Origin of the sequence: Paenibacillus barengoltzii G22 (assembly GCF_000403375.2) — a bacterium.
In the GTDB taxonomy this organism is placed as follows: Bacteria; Bacillota; Bacilli; order Paenibacillales; family Paenibacillaceae; genus Fontibacillus; species Fontibacillus barengoltzii.
In genome coordinates this window covers 434,833-456,950 of the sequence record NZ_KE159652.1, presented here as the reverse complement: position 1 = coordinate 456,950, position 22,118 = coordinate 434,833, and the positions used below count along the sequence as shown (strand labels likewise).

At 52.9% G+C, this 22,118-nt stretch carries 23 protein-coding genes; 2 read left to right on the top strand and 21 right to left on the bottom strand.

Annotated features, from left to right (window positions below; all coding sequences use genetic code 11):
• The first annotated feature begins 11 nt into the window (after window positions 1-11).
• Window positions 12-1,082 carry a glycosyltransferase family 4 protein gene (locus C812_RS02235; protein ID WP_016311066.1) on the top strand — a complete coding sequence of 357 codons (1,071 nt, stop codon included), beginning with the start codon at window positions 12-14 and terminating at the stop codon, window positions 1,080-1,082.
• A 94-nt stretch (window positions 1,083-1,176) separates the two neighbouring features.
• On the opposite strand, the gene C812_RS02230 is transcribed toward C812_RS02235, so the two are convergent.
• The 14 genes from C812_RS02230 to C812_RS02165 all read right to left on the bottom strand — a co-directional run bounded on the left by C812_RS02230 (window position 1,177) and on the right by C812_RS02165 (window position 15,373).
• Window positions 1,177-2,247, bottom strand: coding sequence for a glycosyltransferase family 2 protein (locus tag C812_RS02230; protein WP_036624257.1), 1,071 nt, complete (start codon window positions 2,245-2,247; stop codon window positions 1,177-1,179).
• Window positions 2,248-2,264: 17 nt separating this feature from the next.
• Complete coding sequence (locus tag C812_RS02225) at window positions 2,265-3,251, bottom strand: polysaccharide biosynthesis protein (RefSeq protein ID WP_016311064.1); 987 nt, start codon at window positions 3,249-3,251, stop codon at window positions 2,265-2,267.
• A gap of 21 nt (window positions 3,252-3,272) precedes the next feature.
• Entirely contained in the window at window positions 3,273-3,953 is a 681-nt protein-coding gene (locus C812_RS02220; protein ID WP_016311063.1) for a glycosyltransferase, read from the bottom strand.
• Between the two features lie 46 nt (window positions 3,954-3,999).
• Window positions 4,000-5,295, bottom strand: coding sequence for a nucleotide sugar dehydrogenase (locus C812_RS02215; RefSeq protein WP_036624541.1), 1,296 nt, complete (start codon window positions 5,293-5,295; stop codon window positions 4,000-4,002).
• Window positions 5,296-5,364: 69 nt separating this feature from the next.
• Window positions 5,365-6,294 (bottom strand): glycosyltransferase, encoded by a 930-nt coding sequence (locus tag C812_RS02210; RefSeq protein ID WP_016311061.1) that lies wholly within the window; start codon window positions 6,292-6,294, stop codon window positions 5,365-5,367.
• An 89-nt stretch (window positions 6,295-6,383) separates the two neighbouring features.
• Window positions 6,384-6,791 (bottom strand): hypothetical protein, encoded by a 408-nt coding sequence (locus C812_RS02205; RefSeq protein ID WP_016311060.1) that lies wholly within the window; start codon window positions 6,789-6,791, stop codon window positions 6,384-6,386.
• Window positions 6,792-6,930: 139 nt separating this feature from the next.
• The gene (locus C812_RS02200) at window positions 6,931-7,641 is read right to left on the bottom strand and encodes a glycosyltransferase (RefSeq protein WP_016311059.1); all 711 of its coding nucleotides are present in this window, start codon (window positions 7,639-7,641) and stop codon (window positions 6,931-6,933) included.
• Window positions 7,641-8,570: an NAD-dependent epimerase/dehydratase family protein gene (locus C812_RS02195; protein ID WP_016311058.1), complete on the bottom strand. Its 930-nt coding sequence runs from the start codon at window positions 8,568-8,570 to the stop codon at window positions 7,641-7,643. Before C812_RS02195 ends, C812_RS02200 begins: the two co-directional genes overlap by 1 nt.
• Window positions 8,563-9,393 (bottom strand): SDR family oxidoreductase, encoded by an 831-nt coding sequence (locus C812_RS02190; RefSeq protein ID WP_016311057.1) that lies wholly within the window; start codon window positions 9,391-9,393, stop codon window positions 8,563-8,565. Before C812_RS02190 ends, C812_RS02195 begins: the two co-directional genes overlap by 8 nt.
• Window positions 9,390-10,376, bottom strand: coding sequence for a polysaccharide biosynthesis protein (locus tag C812_RS02185; protein WP_016311056.1), 987 nt, complete (start codon window positions 10,374-10,376; stop codon window positions 9,390-9,392). The genes C812_RS02190 and C812_RS02185 overlap by 4 nt, the downstream gene beginning before the upstream one ends.
• Window positions 10,369-11,460: a non-hydrolyzing UDP-N-acetylglucosamine 2-epimerase gene (wecB, locus tag C812_RS02180; RefSeq protein ID WP_036624255.1), complete on the bottom strand. Its 1,092-nt coding sequence runs from the start codon at window positions 11,458-11,460 to the stop codon at window positions 10,369-10,371. The genes C812_RS02185 and wecB overlap by 8 nt, the downstream gene beginning before the upstream one ends.
• A gap of 20 nt (window positions 11,461-11,480) precedes the next feature.
• The gene (locus C812_RS02175) at window positions 11,481-12,995 is read right to left on the bottom strand and encodes a glycosyltransferase family 4 protein (protein WP_016311054.1); all 1,515 of its coding nucleotides are present in this window, start codon (window positions 12,993-12,995) and stop codon (window positions 11,481-11,483) included.
• Between the two features lie 64 nt (window positions 12,996-13,059).
• A complete protein-coding gene (locus C812_RS02170) occupies window positions 13,060-14,184 on the bottom strand; it encodes a CgeB family protein (RefSeq protein ID WP_016311053.1) in 1,125 nt (374 codons plus the stop codon).
• Window positions 14,185-14,287: 103 nt separating this feature from the next.
• Window positions 14,288-15,373 (bottom strand): CgeB family protein, encoded by a 1,086-nt coding sequence (locus C812_RS02165; RefSeq protein ID WP_016311052.1) that lies wholly within the window; start codon window positions 15,371-15,373, stop codon window positions 14,288-14,290.
• 622 nt (window positions 15,374-15,995) lie between these two features.
• Here C812_RS02165 and C812_RS02160 point away from each other — a divergent pair.
• Window positions 15,996-16,922, top strand: a complete 927-nt coding sequence (locus tag C812_RS02160; protein ID WP_016311051.1) for a transposase — start codon at window positions 15,996-15,998, stop codon at window positions 16,920-16,922.
• Between the two features lie 289 nt (window positions 16,923-17,211).
• On the opposite strand, the gene C812_RS22735 is transcribed toward C812_RS02160, so the two are convergent.
• The 7 genes from C812_RS22735 to C812_RS02125 all read right to left on the bottom strand — a co-directional run bounded on the left by C812_RS22735 (window position 17,212) and on the right by C812_RS02125 (window position 22,109).
• Entirely contained in the window at window positions 17,212-17,571 is a 360-nt protein-coding gene (locus C812_RS22735) for a hypothetical protein (RefSeq protein WP_016311050.1), read from the bottom strand.
• Window positions 17,535-17,882: a hypothetical protein gene (locus tag C812_RS02150; RefSeq protein WP_016311049.1), complete on the bottom strand. Its 348-nt coding sequence runs from the start codon at window positions 17,880-17,882 to the stop codon at window positions 17,535-17,537. Before C812_RS02150 ends, C812_RS22735 begins: the two co-directional genes overlap by 37 nt.
• Entirely contained in the window at window positions 17,879-18,235 is a 357-nt protein-coding gene (locus C812_RS02145) for an alpha-helical endospore appendage domain-containing protein (protein ID WP_016311048.1), read from the bottom strand. The genes C812_RS02150 and C812_RS02145 overlap by 4 nt, the downstream gene beginning before the upstream one ends.
• Before the next feature lie 25 nt (window positions 18,236-18,260).
• On the bottom strand, window positions 18,261-18,548 hold the full coding sequence (locus C812_RS02140; protein ID WP_009225097.1) for a hypothetical protein: 288 nt from the start codon (window positions 18,546-18,548) through the stop codon (window positions 18,261-18,263).
• Between the two features lie 137 nt (window positions 18,549-18,685).
• Window positions 18,686-20,002, bottom strand: coding sequence for a glycosyltransferase family 2 protein (locus C812_RS02135; RefSeq protein WP_051134916.1), 1,317 nt, complete (start codon window positions 20,000-20,002; stop codon window positions 18,686-18,688).
• A complete protein-coding gene (locus tag C812_RS22730; RefSeq protein WP_016311046.1) occupies window positions 19,992-21,347 on the bottom strand; it encodes a GT-D fold domain-containing protein in 1,356 nt (451 codons plus the stop codon). The genes C812_RS02135 and C812_RS22730 overlap by 11 nt, the downstream gene beginning before the upstream one ends.
• Before the next feature lie 30 nt (window positions 21,348-21,377).
• Entirely contained in the window at window positions 21,378-22,109 is a 732-nt protein-coding gene (locus C812_RS02125) for a sugar phosphate nucleotidyltransferase (protein WP_016311045.1), read from the bottom strand.
• Window positions 22,110-22,118 lie beyond the last annotated feature (9 nt).

The window sequence follows — 22,118 nt, the reverse complement described above, 5'->3', positions numbered from 1 at the left end:
GGTGCTGGCCCATGAAAGTGTTGTTTACATTTTACGTTCCGAGCGGTGGGGTCGAAACATTAAACCGCTTGCGCTGCGAAGCGCTCAGAAGCCGGAACATTGAAGGCCATGTTTTGTATTTGCGTCCCGGTACCGGGCTCATCAACACGCAGCAGGCTAATATTCCCGTAATGGTGGATCCAAGCGATGCCGAACTCGCTCAACGTTTGCCGCAATATGATGCCGTTATAGCTACCTCGGATTATTGGATGCCCGGACGGCTGCGCCGGCTTGGGTTTCACAAACCGATAATTTTTGAAATTCAAGGCTTGGGCACGCGGGAGCAAGCGGATCAGACGCTTCGGGAAGGCAAGGACGAAATCTTACGAAATTGCCAGGCTTCGCTGATGCCTCCAACCCCCCATTTAATGGAGTTGGCCTCCACCCACTATCCCACATTGCCCAAGTTCGTATTGATGAATCCGCTGGATACTCGGCACTTCCGTCATATCGCACAACCGAAGTATCCGGTACCCATTATCGCTTGGGTTGGACGGCTGGACCCTAATAAGAATTGGGAATTATTTCTGAAAATTGCTGCCGCCCTGCTCCGCCAACGTCCACAGATGGAAATTTGGATGTTCCTCGATTATCAGCTTCCGTCTGAGGAGACGAAAAACAAGTTTTGGCACTATGTTCAACACCTGGGGTTGCAATCCAACCTGAAATTGTATCCGAATGCCCCTAATAGGGAGATGCCCTATTATTTATCCCGCGTCGGCGATTCCGGAGGGCTCATGATTTCCACATCTACCCTGGAGGGCTTCGGATATGCCGTTGCCGAGGCATTAGCTTGTCGTTGCCCCGTGCTGACCACCGATTCGGATGGCGTACGTCTCTTTATCAAACATAATGAGACGGGAAAATTTTTCGCGTACCCGCAAGTGGGCCAAGCGGTTGCCGGCGCATTGGAGCTGATAGATCATCACGGACAGCGGGAGAAGATCCGCAACATGGGGGAACAGCATGTCCACCAGTGGCTGTCGCCGCAACAATATGCTGATTCCTTCCGCCAAATGTTGCAAAGCTTAGGAGTAAAATAAAGAAGCAAATGAAAGAACCTCCAGAAATCTGGAGGTTCTTTTGTTGGCAATTATTCTGCAAAATGCATATACTATTGGGGAGCCGCCTATGCCGCTATGAAGTAGACGCCGTTTCCAAAGCCAGCTTCAGCTTCTTCTCATTTTCAAGGAGGCCCGGATCGTTGGGCAAATAGCGAAGCGCCTCCCGGTTATGCTCATATGCCTGACGTAAATGGCCAAGCCGCGCATAACACAAACATAACCGACTATGCGGCAACCAAGTTCGGGGCGCCGACTGAACGATCGCTGTCCAACTGCCAACATGAGCATTCTGTAACGCCTGACCGTACCAATAGACTGCCATCGCCCATTCCTGTCGATCCTCCATACATCTTCCGATCGCACAGCATATTTCCGAACTCGGAATTTGATATTGGAGAGATCGCAGCAACGTCTCCAGTTTCAGTCCTTCGCGTCCCAAAAAACCATAGCAATCCGCTAAACGAGCGCAGGCCAGAATCAGATCATCCCGGTTCGCCATCGGATCGAGAAGGAATTCCGTAAACTGCGGTACGGCTTCCTCATATCGTCCAGCATCTGCGAGCTCGCATGCGAAATGAAAGCGAAGACGTCCTTGCAGCTGTCCGCCATTTGCCAGATGATGCTCGATAATCTTTAGATTCCGTCCGGAATGGCCCCCGGTTCCGCGATGAGTTACAGCGATATCCGTTAGCAGCTGCTTTCCATCCGGAATATCCAAGTATTCATGTACGATGCCAATCCAGCGATACTTCCGGCTCCGTTTGACTAATCGGTTCCGCCGGGTGTAGGCCAACGGCGCTCCGGTCTGTTCCTCCTCACGCAGCACATAATTCATCAGAACCGCGTCGATGTCGGAGCTCAAATTTTGCTTGAGCTGAAGGAGCTTGGCGCGGTTGGGTTCGGTGAACACATCATCGGCATCCATCCACAGAATATACTCAAAGGTTGCCAAGGAGAAAGCGAAATTCCGTGCAGCCGCAAAATCGTCCTGCCAAGCGAAATCATACACCTTGGCCCCGAATTCCTCCGCAACCTCCTTCGTGCGGTCGGTTGAACCCGTATCTACGATCACCATTTCGTCCACCAGATCGCAGACGGACTTTAAGCATACGGGTAAACGGGCTTCTTCGTTCTTGACAATCATACATAAACTTATCGTGATCAGTTCAGGAAGCCTCCCTCCCGCAGCAGTTCGGCCACTTCGGCCTTATCAAGCAATGAAGCGTTGGAATTGTATTCAGCGAACAGTTCGCGAGGCAAGCTGGAATAATGGGCAATGAGCTCCTTGGAGCTGGGAGGAAGAATGACATAATATTGATCGCTGTATTTGAGTGTATAAGGAGCTTCGTACCGAGAGACCAGCACCTCATGGAGCTTCTCCCCAGGCCGAATGCCAATTTCCTGCACCGGGACTTGATGTCCGACATAATGCTGTGCAAGTACCTCGGCAATATCGATGATGCGGCAAGCCTTCATTTTCATCACGAACGTTTCGCCTCCGATGGCTGTCGTGGCCGCTTTGAGCAGAAGATCGATCGCTTGGGACAAGGTCAGGAAGAAGCGCGTCATCTCCCGAGCGGTAATCGTTAAGTCTTTCCCGTCCCGCAGTTGGTTAATGAACAGCGGAACTACGCTGCCGTTCGTCCCCAGCACGTTCCCCCCGCGGATACAAGTGAATCGGGTATGTTCACTTAAATCGTTGGCACGAATCATCAGCTTCTCCCCGATCGCTTTGGTCATCCCGTACGTATTGGTCGGATCCACCGCCTTGTCGGTAGATACGTCAATCACCTTGATAACCTTATTCGCGATGCTCGCCCGAATCATGTTTTCTGTGCCGAGCACATTGGTCTTGAGCGCTTCTTCCGGCTGGAATTCGCAAACCGGCACATGCTTTAGCGCTGCGAGATGAAATACATAATCCACTCCCTTGCAAGCTGCTTCCACCGCCGTATAATCCCGGACATCGCCGATCAGATACCGCATCGAGACGTGCCCGCTAAATTCCCGCTGCATCAAGACCTGAGCGTATTCATTTCTTGAGAAGATGCGGATTTCCCGTGGTCCCTCTTGCAGGAGCCTCCTCGTCAACATTTTCCCCCAGGATCCGGTTCCCCCGGTAATTAGAACAACTTTATTCTTAAACATCCAATAACCTTCCTTTCCTTGTTACATGAAATCAACTAATACGCGTTGTATATCCTTTGGGTGAAGTCGATTGGGCTCAGGTACTTTCTTAGGTGAAGAGTTGGTGGAATGGACGATATTAACCCAGTTTCTGCCGGGCAGCTTCTCATGCGGGAATTTAATGACATGGCCGTGATCGCGAACCACATACCGTTTCCCCTTGCTGAATTCATCCGCACTGTAGATCAATACATAAAATTGGGGGGAAGCGTAAAAAGTTTCCGCCATAACGTTATTATCTTTGTCCCAATAATAGCCATGCTGGTTGATTAATGCCCAGGTTTCGGGTTTGTGCTTGTAATGGTGCAGCCGATTGATATAAGTTCTATGGAGCAAATCATCCGAATCGGTACGGGCGATATACAATTCATCGGCCCCTTTGATATATTCAAGAATGGCCTCATCGAACTGATCTACCGGTACAAACCGAAAATGCTTCGGCAACTTCAAATCCAGTGCTTTCAGGGCTTTCTGCAGAGCGTCGTGTGACAACGGATCGTATTTCAGAAGAACTAGAAAATTTTGATTGACCTGACGCAACAGACTGCGCATGGTCAAATCACGAAAAAGCGCAAGACGATGTTCAATCCATGGTTGAGTAAGTCGCTCTTTCTGAAACCCCATATTGTTAAATCGAATATCGATGACGATACGCCGTATCATGCTAATCCTCCTTCGCCAAAATGTAATTGGGCATCACCGTCGTTCTTTACGCGAACGGTCGTTTGTTTTTACCTGCTTTACCATCGCCTAAAGTGACGATGTTGTACCTGGAACGATATTTCGATAACGCATTTCGGGTATCGAACACCAACGCGGCATGCTCAGCAATCTCCCTTAGAGGCAATCCGCGATGATTGACGGCCACCACCACACAATCAGCGGCTTGAAGCTGCTGAGCGTCCAAGGACACCGACTTGAGCCGGATTCCGTCGACGACGAATTCGGAAATCAATGGATCATGATAATCAACCGCTGCGCCTTGTGCCAGTAGCAGCCGAATGACCTCGATCGCACTGGATTCACGAATATCGGCTACGTTCTCTTTAAAGGTCACACCGATCACCAAAATATGCGCGCCTTCCAAAACGGGACGATGCAGCTCTTCCCGGATTCTGTCTGCGACATACCTCGGCATTTCATCGTTCAACCGTGCACTAATATCAATAAACGAGGTGTTTAAACCCAGCTGTCGGGTCTTCCACTGCAGGTACAACGGATCAACGGGAATACAATGTCCGCCAACCCCTGGACCGGGGGAAAAAGGGGTAAAGCCAAACGGCTTGGATGAAGCTGCCGCAAGGACTTCCCATACGTTAATCCCAAGCTTGTCGCATACGATGGCGAACTCGTTAATGAAGGAAATGTTGATAAATCGGAAAGTATTTTCCAGCAACTTGGTCATTTCCGCTGTTTCCGTCGACGATACGCGAACAATCTTCCGGAATGCAATCTGATATAGCTCCTCCATTCGCGCTGCACATGCCTCCGTAATTCCACTGATAACTTTGGGAATCTCCGGCAGGGGAAACTTGGAGTTTCCCGGATCAACACGTTCCGGTGAAAACCCAACAAAAAAATCTTGGCCGATCCTGAGTCCCCTTGCAGCCAACAATGGGAGCAAAACTTCCTTCGTCGTTCCCGGGTAGGTTGAGCTTTCCAGCGAAACGAGCTGACCTGGTCGCAGATGCTCTCCAATTCGCTTGGCGGCATCCATCAAGGGGGATAAATCCGGAGTTTGGTGTTCTGTGAGTGGAGTCGGCACGCAAATGATCACCGCTTCCGCAGCAGCAATCATGTGAAAATCCGGCGTGACCCTCAACTGTTTGGTCTGAACCCATCGTTCCACCTTTTCATTGGGAACATCAGCGATATAGCTTTGTCCTGCTTCTAACATCCTTAATTTTGATTCATCCTTATCGATGCCGATCACACGAAAGCCTTGATCAATAAATGTTGCCGCTAAAGGCAAGCCAACATAACCGAGGCCGACGATGGCAATCATACGGCTCAATGTGCATTCTCTCCTTTCGTCGGACGATTACGGGTGTTATTTCTCCATCCTGTGAGCACGTCAGCCGACGATAGAATCGATCATTTGGAGCAGCTGTTTGGCCCGAACCTTTGTGGAATGATTTTTCCTAATGAAGTTATAACCTTGTTGTGTAATCTGTTGCCGTAAGGAGTCGTTATTGGGGTGTAAATAGAAATCGACCTTGGCCCTAAAATCATGTTCATCGATGGCGACAAAATTATGACCCGATTTGAAGCCCAGCTCCCCGAGATCATCATTAAATGAAGCCATGAGGAGTGAATTGCTGGCAGGAACCTCAAAGTACTTCCGTAAGGCATAGTGATAGATGGAGTCGCAGGTCAAAAAAATCTTAGACCGGTTCACCTCCAGCGCGAAGCTTCTAGCTACTAACACTTTTTGCTCCGGCCCAAAATTCTGATATCCGGGATGCTTGTGGACTACGAAGCCTTCCCGATGGGCCAAGGCCGTCTTCATCTTGTGCCTAAGCGGATAAACATGGCGATTGGTTGCGCCCATCATTAAAATATCGATAGTTTTACGGCGCTGGTAGTCCCTAAATATACTAGGCTCCGCGAAATGGGGGAGCCAGAACAACTGCCCCTTGAATTCGGAATATCGTTGGCGGAATGGACGGTTGTAAATCGTAAATATTATTGGTGCGGGTTTCTGGAGCAGAAACGCCCTTCGTTCCTCCGTTTTGCCGTGAAGATCGTGCATAATCATTCCCCAAGGAATATTGAGATCAGAATATCCCGAAACCGGCGGACAATGTGTGGAATGAAACATATCGTTAAACAAAATAAAATCCGGCGAGAAGCGATGCCGACGTAAAATCTCCTTGATCTCTCCGCCTTCGTGATCGAGTACCACATCCGCAAGTTCACGCAATGCTAATTGCAAATAGTGGAAATTCCTCTCCAGATACTTACTGAAGTCCTTGGTGACGAACAGGATTTTCAAACGTTTCATGATTTCCAACCCTTTTCAGTAGCAGTAAATTCCAATATGTTATTAGAAAACCTGCCCGGGACACCCCGAAGCAGGCTTTCTGGGTACACCTAACCTTGTTGGGCAATGCCTACAAAGGATTCTGGGCCGTTTCGGACTGCGGTTGTTGCTCCAGAGACAAAGGACGTATACACGGTTTCCAGAGCAGCCGGAGCCGAAAGGTCGGCGGCTACGAAAGACGTGACTTCTGTGGAAGCGGCGCTGCTAACTACGCCGTCGAGGGTAAAGATAACGTTGGCAGGATTGTACGTAGAACCGCGAACGATTTCAACTGTAAACGTATCGCCGACTTCTCCCAGAATTCCGATGGAACCCGACAGCAGAACGATCGGATTCGGAGCATTCTGCGTTTGCAGCCCGATAACTCCGAACAATGCAGGAGTATCTGTGAGCGGAGTTCCGGGGAATCCAGGCTGATTGGAGTTCACGGAGCTTCTGGCATCAAGAAAGACACCCATCTTTTAAATCACCACCTTCTTGTAATCTAGTACAGGTTATGAACCAATGAAGGTTTTGGTATGGACATCTTTATCAAGATACCCGCTTATTTTGTTTTCTTCGGATTCGCCGATATCTTGATCCGGTTCCTTGGAATCGTTAAGAAGTTGCAATAAGATGGGTCAGTGCATCCCGGTATTTGTTCTGAATGAACTGGATCTCCGCCGAGATCGCCGCCTGATGGCGCAGCGTTCCCATCCCCGAATGTCTCCGATAGGAAATGAGCGATACATTAAGATAAGGAAAAGGCGTACGAGAGAGCAGCACTCGATGCCACAGATCGTAATCGTGCGTGTATGGCAGACCTTCATCAAACAATCCAACGCGCTCAATCAAGCTCCGTTTCATCATGACCGTACAACCGTTAATCGGGTTGCCGCTGTATAACGTATTCGCCAGCTCCCGCATCCCCAGGGGCGGCATGCCGGCATTGTATTGAGTCATGCGGCCATGCTCATCGATGTAGTTGAAATTGGTGTGGGAAATTTCAGCGCCTTGCCCCAGCATGAACTGTAATTGCATTTCGATTTTCTGAGGTGCAAACAGATCGTCCGAGCTAAGCCACGCGATATAATCTCCAGAAGCATGTCGAATTCCGTGGTTCAGTGCAGATGCCGTCCCTCCATTCGCCTTGCCCAAATAATAGATATGACCGCGGTAAGGCGCGAGCCGCTCGGCATGGATGGTGGACCCGTCATCTACAACGATAATCTCCGTGTGCGGGTACGTTTGACTCAGTGCACTTTGCACTGCCTGTTCAATATAGGGACAGTTATAGAAAGGAATAATGATACTCACGCGCGGATTCATTACGTTGCGGCCCCCTCTTTGCGAAAATAGTCCATGATATCCAGCAGCGATTGCTCCCAGGCCACGTTAGCCCGCCACCCCAGATCCCAAAGTGCCTGGGGAAGAGGCGGCTCGGAAGGGGACGCCGAGCCGCTTCCGGATGAAGGACCCGCTTGGATCCTCATATCCGTTACGGTTGTTAGCTGTGCGAAGTCCTCCACCAGTTCGGCCAAGCTTCGCTCTCGCCCGGAGCAGACGGGATACACCTCTCCGATCTCCCCTTTGCGCAGTAGCATTTCATAGGCGTCCACCGCGTCACGTACGTCGAGGAAGTCACGCCTAGCATCCGCCGCAGACAACTGGAAAGGGGGAGGGGACTCCCCCCGCTCCAGTCGGACGACATGCCGGGCGAGCAGAGAGCATATCCCTGTGGATGGACCGGCGCCAATCAAGTTGCCGGGTTCGGCGATCAACACGCCAAGTTGGAACAGCTTCCCCCAGGCTAAAGCGGCCGCCTCTTGCAAAGTTTTGCTTAACCCATAAGGGTGAGTGGGTCGAAGCGGTCGCTCCAACCCGAATTTCAGCCGTGAACCGGCAACCAGGATCCGGGAATCCCCTAAACCGCAGGAATGCAGCGCGTCCAGCAGATATAGGGTCGTCATGACATTACTCTCCATGTAGAGGAGGGGCTGAGCCCAGGAATCCGGGACGGAGTTTTTCCCGCCCAGATGCAGCACGTACTGCGGCCGGGTCCGCTCGACGACCCGTTTCACCCCGGCTCTATCCGTCAAATCACAGGAAATGTACTCTACCTGCCTATGGGCAGGCCATCCGACTTCCTTCCTGACCATAGCGAAAACCCGGTATCCCTTGGCAGCAAAACGTTGGCAAGCATGACGCCCGGTAAAACCGCCGGCTCCTGTAATCAGAACCGTCGCCCGGTCACCCATGCTGTTTCATCCATTCCGCCATTTCCTCTATCATCTTTCGGAACGAAGGTAGAGGGACTACCGCATCCGGACGGGTGTTCACCAGCGTTCGGTCGAGGTTCGGGCCGTCATCCGGTTCGATCTCAACGTCGTCTTTCCCCCAAATTTCTTGAAACATTTGCAGCATTTCGTATTTGCTGACGACCTCTGGATGCGCTAAATGGATTAACCCGGACACGGGCCGGTCCAACAGCAATTCAATCGTCTTCGCAAGCTGGATCGTCGTCACGCCGTTCCATTTAACCTGGCGATACCCGGATACCTTGCCTTCCTGATTCATAAACCAATGGAAGAGCCCGATCCCATGACGGCGGATTTCCGGTCCGATAATGGAGGTACGGATGGTCAGGTGTCCTGCGTCACGGATCTCCCCAAGCGCCTTCGTTAAGGCATACGTTGTGACACCGTCGGGCTGATCATCCTCCTTATAGCTGCCACGGTCACCGCGGAAGACACAGTCCGTACTGATATGAATCAGGCGCGCATGGATTTTGTCAGCTAAATGGCGCAGCCGGTGGGGCAGAAATCCATTGATGTGATAAGCCATAATTTTATCCTGATCGGCAAATTGATTTAGCACCCCAACCGCGTTAATGATGACATCGGGACGAACTAACTGCACCGCCTGATCGACAGCGACGATATCTCCGGCATCCAAGATCAACGAGCTGCGGTCACCAGGGTCGCGTGAGGTATAGAACACCTGGTAGCCTTCCTTCTCGCGAAAATGTCGTACCAATACATGACCGGCCATTCCATGGCCCCCAAGGATCAGCAATTTCATGAGAGAAATCCTCCTTTATCCAGCATGTTGCGGATCTCCTCCTTGCTCATCAGCTCATGTTCCGAACTCAACTCGCCGTAAGGAACGAGCGGCAAATGGCCGTAACGATCTCGCAGACCCGCGATCTCGAGCGCAGGCATGATAACCAGATACTCCTTGTCGTATACCACGGTCGACCGGCTTTCATATTCACTGAGCAGCAACTCGTGAATCCGTTCGCCAGGGCGAATCCCCGTCACCTCAATCGACACATCGGGGATGCCTGAAGCCTCAATCAGCACCTCCGCCAAATCGATAATCCGGCAGGTTGGCATCAGCATGACGAAAATCTCCCCGCCGATGCTCTCCCGAGAAGCCTTAAATAGAAGCTGGATCGCTTCCGGCATCGTCAGGAAAAATCGAGTCATTTCCAAATCGGTGATCTTTACCCGCTTCTGCTCCCGAATCTGGTGCTTGAACAAGTGAATCACGCTGCCATTGGTCCCCAGAACGTTACCGCCCCGAATGCATACAAATCGGGTTCCATCCTGGATCAGGTTGGCGTAAACAACCAGCTTTTCACCGATAGCTTTGGTCATGCCATAGAAGTTCGAGGGGTTCGACGCTTTGTCCGTAGAGATATAAAGGACTTTTTTCACTTTGTTTTTAATGGCGGCTTCAATCACGTTTTGGGTGCCAACCACATTGGTTTTCAGCGCTTCAGCAGGTTGCTCTTCGCAAATGGGCACGTGTTTCAAAGCAGCCAGATGATAGACGATGTCCACGTTCTGGCAGGCCGTGATCAAAGCCTCCTTATCGCGGATATCGCCGATTCGAAACGTCAGGCGCTCGTCGTTAAAGGCGCGGCTCATCGCAACCTGCGCCGCTTCACCACGGGAGTAAATGATGATCTCCTTCGGGTCTTGGGGGAGGAGCTGGCGGATCAGCTCGTAACCCCAGGAACCGGTCCCCCCGGTGACGAGAATCACTTGATCTTTAAACATTCAACTTCCCCCCAAGCACGAATTTGACCACTTTTTGTGAGACCTTCTCCTCCAAATATCCTTCAGGACAAGGCCATGAACGTTCCATACCGGACATCATCTTCGCTGCTTCGGCGATTCTGCCGGCGTCTATGCCGGATACAACGTTGCTGCCGCAATCCACGGTCTCCGGCCGCTCCGTTGTGCGGCGAATCGTTACCGTTGGTACCTGCATGATGCAGCATTCCTCTTGCACGGTGCCGCTGTCCGTCAACGCACATAGCGCATGCTTCTCCAGCTTCACGAAGTCGAAGAAACCAAACGGTTCGTGAAATTCGACCAGTGGATGCATTTTCAGCTTCAGATCACGTTCAATCCGCGATCTCGTGCGGGGGTGAATGCTGCAAATTAACCGTTTGGACGACATCTCCGCGACCCGGTTCAACCCCTCCATAATTGCGTGTAAAGAGGCCGGACGGTCAACGTTCTCCGCCCGGTGGGTCGTCACAAGATAATAATCCCTTTCTTCCAGCCCCAGCCGCTGCAGGATATCGCTCGCATCGATTTGCGGCTCGTAGTGCTTCATCACTTCGTAAATCGGATTGCCGGTCAACACGATCCGATTGCTGGGTACCCCCTCTGCAAGCAAATGGGCTTTACTCTGCGGGGTATATGGCATATTGATGGTCGACACTGCATCGATGACTTTTCGATTCTTCTCCTCAGGCACCTCGAGGTCAAAGCAGCGATTGCCCGCCTCCATGTGGATTGCAGGATATCCGAGACGCTCGGCGAGTACGGCACACAGCGCACTGTTGGTGTCCCCCAACAGCAGCACGCGGTCCGGCTGCTCCACCTCCAAAATCCGCTCCATTTGTCCAAACATCGCTGACAACTGCGCCCCCAGCGTCGTTTGGTGATCTTGAAAGATGTAGTCTGGCTGTCTCAAACCCAACTCTTGAAAAAAGACATCGCTGAGACTCGCCGTAAAATTCTGGCCCGTATGCACCAGCACATGTTTTTCGGCCCATTGATCCAGCAACGGGATGATCCGGCTGAGCCGAATAATTTCCGGTCGGGTCCCCAAAATGGTCATGATCTTCACGGTCTCATCTCCTTGCTGACTCATCTCCTTGTGGATTTCTGGCGTTTCCGCACGCGTTGCCTGCGGGGATTTCTAGTTCTCCGGCTAGGTTTGCGGCGGATTCGCTTCATCTTCCGGGTGCCCCCCGCCTTGCGCCGGGTGATCTTACTTGCGCGTCGCTTCCCGCCGCGTCGGGCGGTGAAGCTCCTTCCCGCACCGGATTTTCGCTTACGCAGTTTAGCTCGCTTCAATTTGACTCGTCTGCGGCGGCTTGACGGACTGGCTGCACCCGCCGCCGCTCCAGAGCCTCGATACTCCGCCGCATCTGGGGAAGTCGCGGTCGGGACCGGTTCAGGCAGAGGTACGGCAACCCCCGACAATTCCTGCATCCGCTGAACGAGTCCTTGAAGCCGCAGCTCGTAAGAAGCCGGGCCAAACATAACCTCTGCTTGAACTCGATTCCTTTCCCCTACGCTGCGGGACAGTTCCGAAGAAGACAGGAGCTCTGCACACTTCTCCACAAGTCCAAGGCTGTCTCCTGTCGGTACCAGATAAGCTCCGTTACCTGTCGACTCCAAAATTTCGCGCAATCCGCCAGAAGCATAGGCTACTACCGGTTTTCCGAAGATCATTGCTTCCAGCGCCGTTAATCCAAACCCTTCGGGCAGAATGCCCGGAACAACGACGATGTCCATCGCACTAAAGGCGGATTCCACATGGTATTCCATACTCACAAAAATAAATCGCTGCGCATGCGGTGACCCCTGTACCGCTCGCTTTAAACTCCGATAATACTCAGGTTGAACTTCCGCACCGATCATGACGAATTTGGCCTCCGGGAACCGGTGCGTCAGGTTCAGCGCTGCTTCGATAAAATGGTCGGCACCTTTCTCTGGAATCAGGTAAGAGGAAATATAGCCGACCAGAAATTCGGACGGTTTGATCTTCCATTGTGCTCTTCGTTGCCAGCGTTGTGCCGGCCAAAGCTCGGGATGGATATCCTCCGGGTTCCACGAAGGATAGAGCAATACGGTTTTGTGCATAGCTTGCGTTCCAGCGAAAGGAAGCAGGGCAGATTCGGAAATGCCAACAATCAAATCGCTGTATCTGTCGATCAGATTCACTGCTTCCGCCGTAAACTCATTGGATGCAATGACCTCCGTAATCTGCCAAATCACAGGGATTCCCAACTGTTTAGCCGCAATCGCCGGTGCTACATTCACGCTGGTATTTACCAGTACCGCATCCGGCCGCTCCTCTTGGAGCAATCCGATTGTACGCTGCACCGAGTCGCTCCAGGCAATCGTATGGATTTCGCCAGACAGACTGGAGTTCGGGGTACACATCGCGTATATCAACGGATTATCACACAGCAGTGTGCGAATCCCATAACGATGGGCCTGAATCGACAAACTGCCCTGTCTTGGAACCACGATGGTACAGTCGTAATAAGCCGACAGCTTTCTCGCGCTGAATAACAACAGCTTTTCGGCGCCGGTTACGTTTCTGGAATTGCACACGTGCGAGAACAGCAGAAGCTTCTTTCTATCCGACACAATTGCCCCTCCTTTGCCTGTGCGTTTGTCCGAGGCTCAGGAACCAGCTTCCACTTCACAGGATTCACCCGAAAATCACGGTTAGCAGCTGATCTAACCGATTGGAATAGGTATGGTCCCGCAAGGTCCGATTCAGCGCACGCAACGCAATTTCCCGTCTTGCTTCCTCGTGAGTCAAATAAAAACGCACCTTCTCAACCAACTCCTCCGGCGAGGAGAAGGTTTCGATTTCTTCGCCGGGGACGTAGAACGAAGCTAGGTCATCCCGCGAATCAACCAATTGAAGCGTTGCGCAGGCCGAAATTTCGAACGTCCGCGGGTTTGGCGACGCCGCTGTGATACCCGCTTTGTTGTTGTTAACATCCTCCTCAAACGGGGAGCGGTGTAAGTTCAGGACAATTTTCGACCCGCTGTACACTTCGGCGGTTTCCACCGGACCCATCCATTTTCCCAGCTCGATCCGGTCCACATAGTCCGGGTACTCCGGCAGTCGATCCCACCAGATACCGTTAATCATTAAGCCTTGTTCAATCAACGCTGGAAAAATAGGCCGGAGAAAGTTCACCCGATTCCAATACGCTGAACCGATAAAGCTTAAATTGCGGCGGTGCGGGGATGGCATCAAGGTCGGACGATAGTGCTGCGGAAAGGCGGCAAACGGCAAATAATGAACTTGGCTGCAGCCGGCTGAGCGATACAGATCAACGCAATTTCGTTCAAGAGTAAACACGTAGTCATATTGCGTGCTCAGCGGAACCGTCAGATCCGTGTAGTAGGGATCATCCGTAAACCAAATCGCCGTAGGGATGCCCATCGCCCGCACGGCGTTGACATGCTCCAGAGGAAGCTCCAAGCCGTCGAGGGCGAGCAACAAGTTCGGTTTATGCAGCGATGCCAAATCCGGTAACGAATCACCCGGCACAGCGGTAATCACTTCAGCGGTTAACGTGCGGAGCGTGGAAGTTACGGCCTCATCAATCGGAGAATAAGGAAATCCTTTCCCCGAACCGACATATAATATTTTTAAGTTGCGTACCGGGAATTTCGGCCGCGGTTGACTGACAATATAGCTGGCCCTTCCTCTCAGGTACCCCTCGGCATAGCCGTCACGGAACCCGTTGGTTCTACCGCTCTCCTCCGGGCTCATCACGGGTTGAGTTGGATGGCCAGCCGCTTCTTCCATGAACATAAGGTCACTCCTTTACTAGGTTGAATCTAGTTGGATAGTTCTAGCTGATGAGTTCTTGATAGTTGGTTCTCGTTGGGGTGGTCCCAGTGGGTTGACTCCTCTACTAGCTTTTGGTGACTGCAGCCAACAGGCGGCTAACCCGGTCCATATACGTATGGAACGCCGTCGTCGTCCACAGCGAGCGCCAAGCGATGAAGCGTCGTTCCTCATCGTGCTCAAGATAATAGCGGATTTTCGCCTCTAACTCCGTCTCATCTCGAAACGTCTCAATGTCGTAGCCCGGCCGGTAGAACGAGGTTAAATCGCCGCGGATATCCGTAATTTGAAAAGCGCCGCAGCTGGCAATTTCATAGGTTCGCGGATTGATCGAACTCCCAGGCGTATCGCTCCCGTTCCGGTTGTCCTGGCCGGTTTGCGTTGGTCGATGGATGTTGAGCACAATTTTGGCCGCGTTGTAATAACGAACCGTCTCCTCAACGGGAACCCACCCTGGGCGGATGAACCTCGCCAGCTTCTCGTATCTGGGCAAGCGATCCCAATGATATCCGGCAATCAGCACGCGTTTGTCTTGCAGGAACGAGCTTAAGCGATCAAACAAGGCCACTCGATTCCAAAAAGCATTACCGATAAAACAAACATCATAGCGATATTCAGGCTTAGCCGGAATGGGCCGAAATTGACGCGGATTCGCAGCGAGCGGAAGATGGTGTACGCTTTGCACCCCTAAGGAGCGATAGAGCGGCACACATTCGATTTCGTGCGTAAACACCACATCGTAGCTTAAAGCCAGCGCGGTCGTATCATCGGTAAAATAAGGATCATCCACGAACCAAACAGCGGTCCGAATCCCCATTCTCCGGATCTGCTCCAACTGCGCAGTATGATCAGGCGGAAAAATGTGCAGCGAATTCATGACCAGCACCAGATCGGGACGATGGTGCTCGGTTTCCTGCAGCATCATTTCCGGTGAGGCAACGATGCATTCCCGCGTCAACTCCGCAAGCGCTGTCTGAACCCCTTCGTCAATCGCATCGAACCCTTGAGGCACATACAGCACCCGCAGGTCCACTTTCGGCCGAGAAACCGGCGGAATACGTTCCAGTACAGCCAGACATCCGCCATACCGAATCCCTTCCTGGTATCCGGCCTGATAAGCCTCGCCGTATCGATTCTCGTTGACGTTCTCCAAGGTTCTTCATCCTATCTTCGTGGATTTCAATCTTTCGTTTCCTGGGTCTTAATAAATATATGCTGAGGGGACACGTGCATCATGGACGACTACCCGCCCGCCGTATAAATTGGCGAATGCCGCCTTTTGACACCGCCTGCCTCCGATCTTTGGGCTTACGGCACGCCTCTTTTACACGATTATCCCTTTCGCTCAGAATACGGAGATCGCGATAGAAAACCTCTCGTAAGCGCCTATTTGCGCCTTGCTGTTTCCTCGTTATGCCTTTGTGTGCCTTTGTGTGCCTTTGTGTGCCTCGTTGTGATTCGTTGTGCTTCGTTGTGCCCTTTTGCACCATTATCCCTTTCGATCAGAATTGAGAGATTAGGGAAGAGAGTAGAGGGGATTCTAGCCCCTCTAGCCCCCCCCCCCCCCCTTTTTGCACGATTATCCCTTTGATTCAGATTTGGCGATCGATGAGGGGGATTAAACTAAGGCTGCACAGTGATCTGAACATCCACATTTTTCGTGAAGATTTAGGATTTTTTAGTTGATATAAGAACGTATGTTTGCTATAATGAGAAAAAAGGGAACGCACGTGCGTATTCAGTGACTAGAGGAACTTCAATTGGAGGGATCGGACATGGAATTAAGTACGAGCATGGAGCTTAAATCTATCAGCAGCCGTTTTCAAAGCGAGGCCGACTGTATCGAGGCGATTATCGCGATGAAATGGCCAAATGGCTTCGTCTGCCCGCGCTGTGCTTATACCGAGAGCACCCGTCTGTCCACTCGACATATTCCTTTATTTGAATGTGGAAGATGCAGTTATCAAGCCTCGCCATTGGTCGGCACCATTTTTGAAAGAACCCATCTGCCTTTGGTGAAGTGGTTCCAAGCACTGGAGCTGTTTCTGCTCCCGGATGGCATCTCGGCGCTGCGGTTGAGTCAGGTAATCCAAGTGACCTACAAGACCGCTTGGCTCATGCTGCACAAAATCCGTCATACCCTCGGCGAATGTGAGGCGAAGGTTTTGCTCTCTGGAGAAGTAAAGGTGAGCCGCGATCAATATGGCACGGATACCAGACGCTTTCATCCAGCTTGTCAACCTTATGCCACCGCGGTTGTTACCGGCTGCACGGTCACGGAGACTGGTGAACCCGAGCGAGTGAAGATTCAATTGATTCCGCACAAAAGAGGAGGGGGCGAGCAACAGGCTGACCGGAGCGATCTTGAGGCATTCATCAACAAGTATGTCGATAGACAACATACCTCAACTAAGCGGTGGTTCCCTTTCGTTTATCGGATGTATCTGCCCTTGCGGAGAGTCGTGAGACAAGCAAGAGACTCGATCCGACGCACGTATGTCGCGCTGGGAATAACGCATTTGCAGGCGTATTTGAACGAGTACACCGTCCGCCGTTACCTGCGCATGACTTGTTCCGAGGAAGAGATACGCCAAAACCTGCTGCAAATGTGCTTGTCCATTCCTGCCATCCCTTACCGCCAGTTAATCGCCCATGGTCTGAACGCACGCCAGCTGAAGCCGTTCCTTGCAGCAGTCGCATAAGAATTGCAAGGAGTAAAGTGTATGGAGTATTACAAGAAGTACATGCAAGTAGTTAAGGAATTGACTCCTAGGCAACTTCAAATTTTTTTATACTGGACAGTTCCATCCCATTCTCTTCACTCCCTGATTCAAAGGGATAATGGTTAAAAAGAGGCTGAGAATGGCAATATGCCCCCCCTCCCTATAATGAAATAACCGCTGCCGATGAACCGACAACGGTTAATAGATTTGATGCTAGATATCGATCTGATTTGCACCTATCAGATTGATTCTTTTCAGAGATGATACGTCAGACTTGATCCTTGTAGGCCATCTTATGTCCGTCCTCGTAGCCTTGGGCGAAGCCGCTGTTAAATCCTTCTTGATAAGCCTCGTTATAGGCCTGATCATAAACGGCCTTGTCTTCGCTTCCTTGTTCTGTAACAGGAACCGCCGCTGCCGGGACCGGTAGTGCGTTTCGCCGGCGTCTCACTCTACGTCTTCTTCTGCGATGTGTACGCGGCTTGTGTACCGCCTTGCGACGCTTGCGGCGGGCAAGGATCGTCTTACTTCTCCGCCTTAGGGTCAGCTTCCGTTTTCTGCGGAGCCGAACTTTTCTCGTCGTACGCGGCTTTACACGGCGGGTACGCCGGAGTTTGGTTTTTGCCATCCTTCTTCTTCCTCCTGTACTCCTCGGGTCACGTCGTATGCTGCATAGCAGGCGTCCATCATCCATGGTGGTGAAGGAGTTCCATATTTGACGCGATGAAAAGTCAACCCGCAAACCGTGCGGGCCATCGCTTCTTGATATTTGGTCAATTTATCGATATTTCCGGCAATATGCCTTGCAGCGTCCGGGGAGAGTTCGGTCACGTCGGCGAGGCTGCCGAGAATCCGCGCCATCGCTTGCTGGCTTTGGCTTATAGCATCAACTAACCGGAGTTTCGCCTCCTCCCCGGCCTGAAGGGGGAACATCGTCATTTGCCTGCCTCCAGATCAAAATCACCGCCGTCGAACAACCCACCGAATCCTCCGTCCAGACCATCCCCGCCGCCTTCTGTCATGTCGGGAGGGAGCACCGTTTTCAGGTTGCTGCACAGCCCATTTTGCAGCTTGGTCAGGCCCTCAATCACCTCCACAAGTTGATCGTGAACCTCCAGCGGGTCGGACAGCTGCTTTTCGTGATCCTCGAAACTGCTATCCAGCACATGATTCAATATCCAGTTGCGCACCTTCTCGGACTCGACCGCCTTGGCTTCCAGTATCATTGCGACGTTCCACTGGATTTTTGCGGCCGCATCCAACATGTTCAGATAAGCCTGTTCCCTGCTCATGGCATCATACCCCGCTTCATTAACCTCACTCTTCTTCTTGGACCTTTAATTGCTTCATCACATGGCTCAAATTCTCGGCCATTGCTTCCTGTAAATCGGCAATGGCATTTAAGTAGGAGATCACACTTTTGTTGATCCGACCCGAATTCTCCAAAATGCCGGGCGTCCCATCGAACGCTGGCTCGGCGTCGGGAATCGCATGAACGATCTGTGCCATGCGTACAGCGACTTGTCGTTCCGCATCGATCACCCGCGCCATCTGCTGGTGAGAGTGGGCCATGTGCACGATAATCTCAGATATTTTTTGCTCCACTCTGACTCCTCCTCAACTAAGGCCGGCCTTTACGCCGCGCTCTAATTAGCGGACTGCGGACACCAGCCTCAGGATGCCCTCCAATAACATATGCCGGTACGAATTAGCGCGTTCCTGTAGAGCCGGCTTGTTCCAGCCTATAAATCCTCGCTCACGATGCGTTGCGGAGGCAGAATCGGCAGTCCCTCCGGGTTGGCAGCCACTTCGTTCTCCGGTACAGCTAAAGAAGGCGTAAGCCCCCAAGCGCGGAGCGTGTATTCCGAGATGATCTCCCGCCGTTGCCCCCGATCGATTTGGTACCACCGTCCGTTGCTGGCGACCACGACGCCGTCCGTAAAGCCCGCCTCGGATGGCATACCGCTGCTTAAGCCAGCCAGTTGCTCCGGTGAACGGGCTGGACCGACGGGAAGCTGGACCAGATCCAGCACGGACAGTCGCGGCAGCCCCGGCAATGAGTCAGCCGCCGCCGGGTGCACCGGATGGCGAACGCCATGCTCCAGCCAGTGTACGCCTCCCTTCACATCTCGAACCCGCACGTGGGTCGGGAAGAAATCCGCCGCCCTTAACGTCCGTTCCCCCCGCCAAGCAGGCATCCGTGCATAGAGAGCGTGCAGATCTCCCCATTTTTCACGAAAGAAATGGTGGTTGCGAGTGTTTACTTCCTGAAACTGCTGATTGCCTAACCCTTTCATCGTCATGCTTCCGTAATGATGCACGAAGGTGTCTCCGGCGATCACCAGCGTTTTTCCTTGCAGGCGCAAACGGGCGACCCAATCATCGTCCTCGAAATTGCCGATCTCATATCCTTCATCGAAATATCCAACTTGCTCCAGCGTTGCTCGAGGAAAAGCTACGCAAAACCCTACCAACCGATCGGTTATGCGCCACTTCATCGGATCCGAACGATTGTACATGGCAGCAAATGCCGGCATATCCGCCACATCCTCATAAGGAACATCCATTTGCTGCTCACCGCTGATATAATTCGTTACCGGCCCAACTGCAGCTGCTTGAGGAAACTGACGAAGGCACGCCAGCAGTTGATCCAGCCAGCGCTCCGTCACCAGTACATCGTTGTTCAGAAGCACAATTGTATTCCCTTTGGCCATCATTAGACCGGTATTTACGGCACGGGCGAACCCCAGATTCTGCGGATACACCGCCAGCCGCACTCGCCCCGGCCGTCTCCGAACCGCCGCCGCCGTTCCATCGGTCGACCCATTGTCAACGACGATGACTTCATAAGGTGTAGACGTGTAGCGATCAATATGATCCAAGCACTGTAGCAGCAGATCTCTGCGATCATAAGTCGGAATAATAATGCTCGTGATTTCCTGGCGGTCAGCAAATGCTCGGTACCCTTCTTGAACTCCGTAAGTATAGCCGGCAGCGTATCCTTGCTCGTAGGTTCCTGAACCGCGTCTAGTATGTTTGGTTTTTCCGTCAAACTCCATTTGCACTGTTGTGCACCTCCCCGAGCTGCGGCCATGCCGCTTCCCCTTTTATCAGTTTGTCGGCTAAATGTCCCATATCCAGCGCCACTTTGCCCAGCTCTCCGGATATCCGTGTACAGATCATCACTGCGGCCACTCCAGCCGCAACCAAAGCCAGATCAAAGTCCGGAACTTCCCGGAAGCGCATCATAACCCTAGGCACATCGGCTACGCCATGCACGGGAGCTAGCCACCCCACAACCTGCACACCGCGCTGCCCAAGAAATCCCGCCAACGCTTCCGCTTGATTCCCGATCAGTAAGACACGCCGGCCATGCACCAGTCTCGTTAAATAACCTCCGGTATTGAGTTCATAATTGACGGTCGAAGTGGTCAAACGCAGGCTGCGGTAATCGATTCCATAATGGCGCAGCACCGGGAACAACAGCCCCTGATAGGACGGATGACGGGATTCCGGAACCCCGATAATATCCGCAGCCCTTATGGCGTCTGCCAACGCTTCACGTGCTGCCGGATCAGGCAAATACACGCCTGCATAGGGCAAAAAAGCCCCCCAGCGGAGCGCTTCCTCGGTGGAAATGACCGTACCGTGCGCCAAGGTGAGCAGTTCTCCGTCGCCGAGACGGACAATCGACAGCGGTCGGTTTTCCCGCAGCGCTCCCTCCGCTGTAGCGAACACTTCTTCTGGCGTAAGCATCGGATAAAGCTGCCCGGCAACGGCTGGGAAACCGGCGGCAATGACGTCGTCCACCCGGATTTCGGGCAGCAGCATATAGCGGGGAATTAAGCGGCCCAGCTTAGCTTCCCCGCCTTCAAACAAGCCCTCGCGGTAGCCGGCCTCGAAGGCGGCGGCGCGAACCCGCTCCGCTTCCGCCGTAGACCAGGCGGCTCCGGAGGAATTCGGCGCCGCCGAATCCAGCGACGCCGGCCCGGGTGCGGGCAATAGCGGCGGCGAGAATGCGGCTGGGCCAGGCGAAAGGGCCTTAGTGGCCCGGCCTTGGCGGCCGCCCGGGCCGCTAAGACGGCTTGCCGCGCCGGCATAGCCTGCGCCGTCGGTACCGGCCATAGCGCCGGGGCCGAGCCCGCTGCCGGCATAGCCCGCCGCCTGCCGGTACCGCCGCCATGCCGCCGCGCGTGCTCCGCGACGCCCGAGGCGCCCGCTGCGGCGCCGGCGGCTGCCATGACGCCGGCGTAGCGCGGCCTTGCCGGCGACGGTACGGTTCGCGCGGCCGTTCTTCCACCGGCCGGCGGACCGGCGGGCCGGTGAGGCCGCAGCTGCGCTGCCGGCGCTCCGCCGGCCGAATGTTTTGCGGCTGGTGACCGCCGCATTGTCGCGTGTAGCCATCCCGTGCCTCCTTTCCGGCTTCCCTATCGCTTAGGGAAGTACGCCTTTCATATGAATTGCGGCTTCCTGAAGCGACTCAAATGTGCCGGCATCTCCCCACCACAACTGGAGTACGTCGAACTCAAGCTTGCCTTCCCGCGCGTAAAGGTTATTCACGTCTGTAATCTCCAGTTCGCCGCGGGCAGAACGTTCGATGCTGCGGATCATGCCAAACACGCTGTCATCGTACATGTAAATCCCAGTGACCGAATACTTCGATTTCGGTTTCTTCGGTTTTTCTTCGATATAAGCAATATGTTCCGGGGCATCTTCAGCAAACACCGGCACGCCGTAGCGCCGTGGATCATCCACCGGCTTCAGCATTACCCGTGCGCTGCCCAAAGGCTGCTGCTTAAATCGCTCCACGTATGGTGTTAAATCGTCCAAGAACAGGTTGTCACCCAACAGCACAACGAATTTACTGGCCGGTGGGATAAACCCTTCCGCCAGCTCCAAGGCTTCTGCGATTCCACCGGCCGTTTCCTGGATACGATACGTCAGGTTAACCCCAAAGTTCTCCCCGCTGCCAAGGAAGTCCGCGTACAACCCTGCAGATTGTTTACCGATCACGATGAGGATGTCGGTGATTCCAGCTTGACGCAGCCGTTCTATGCCGTAACAGACCATCGGATAATTCCCGACCGGAAGCAGATGCTTGTTGATCAATCGGGTCAGCGGGTATAGACGCGTGCCGGTGCCCCCCGCCAAAATCACACCTTTCATGAACGCTCC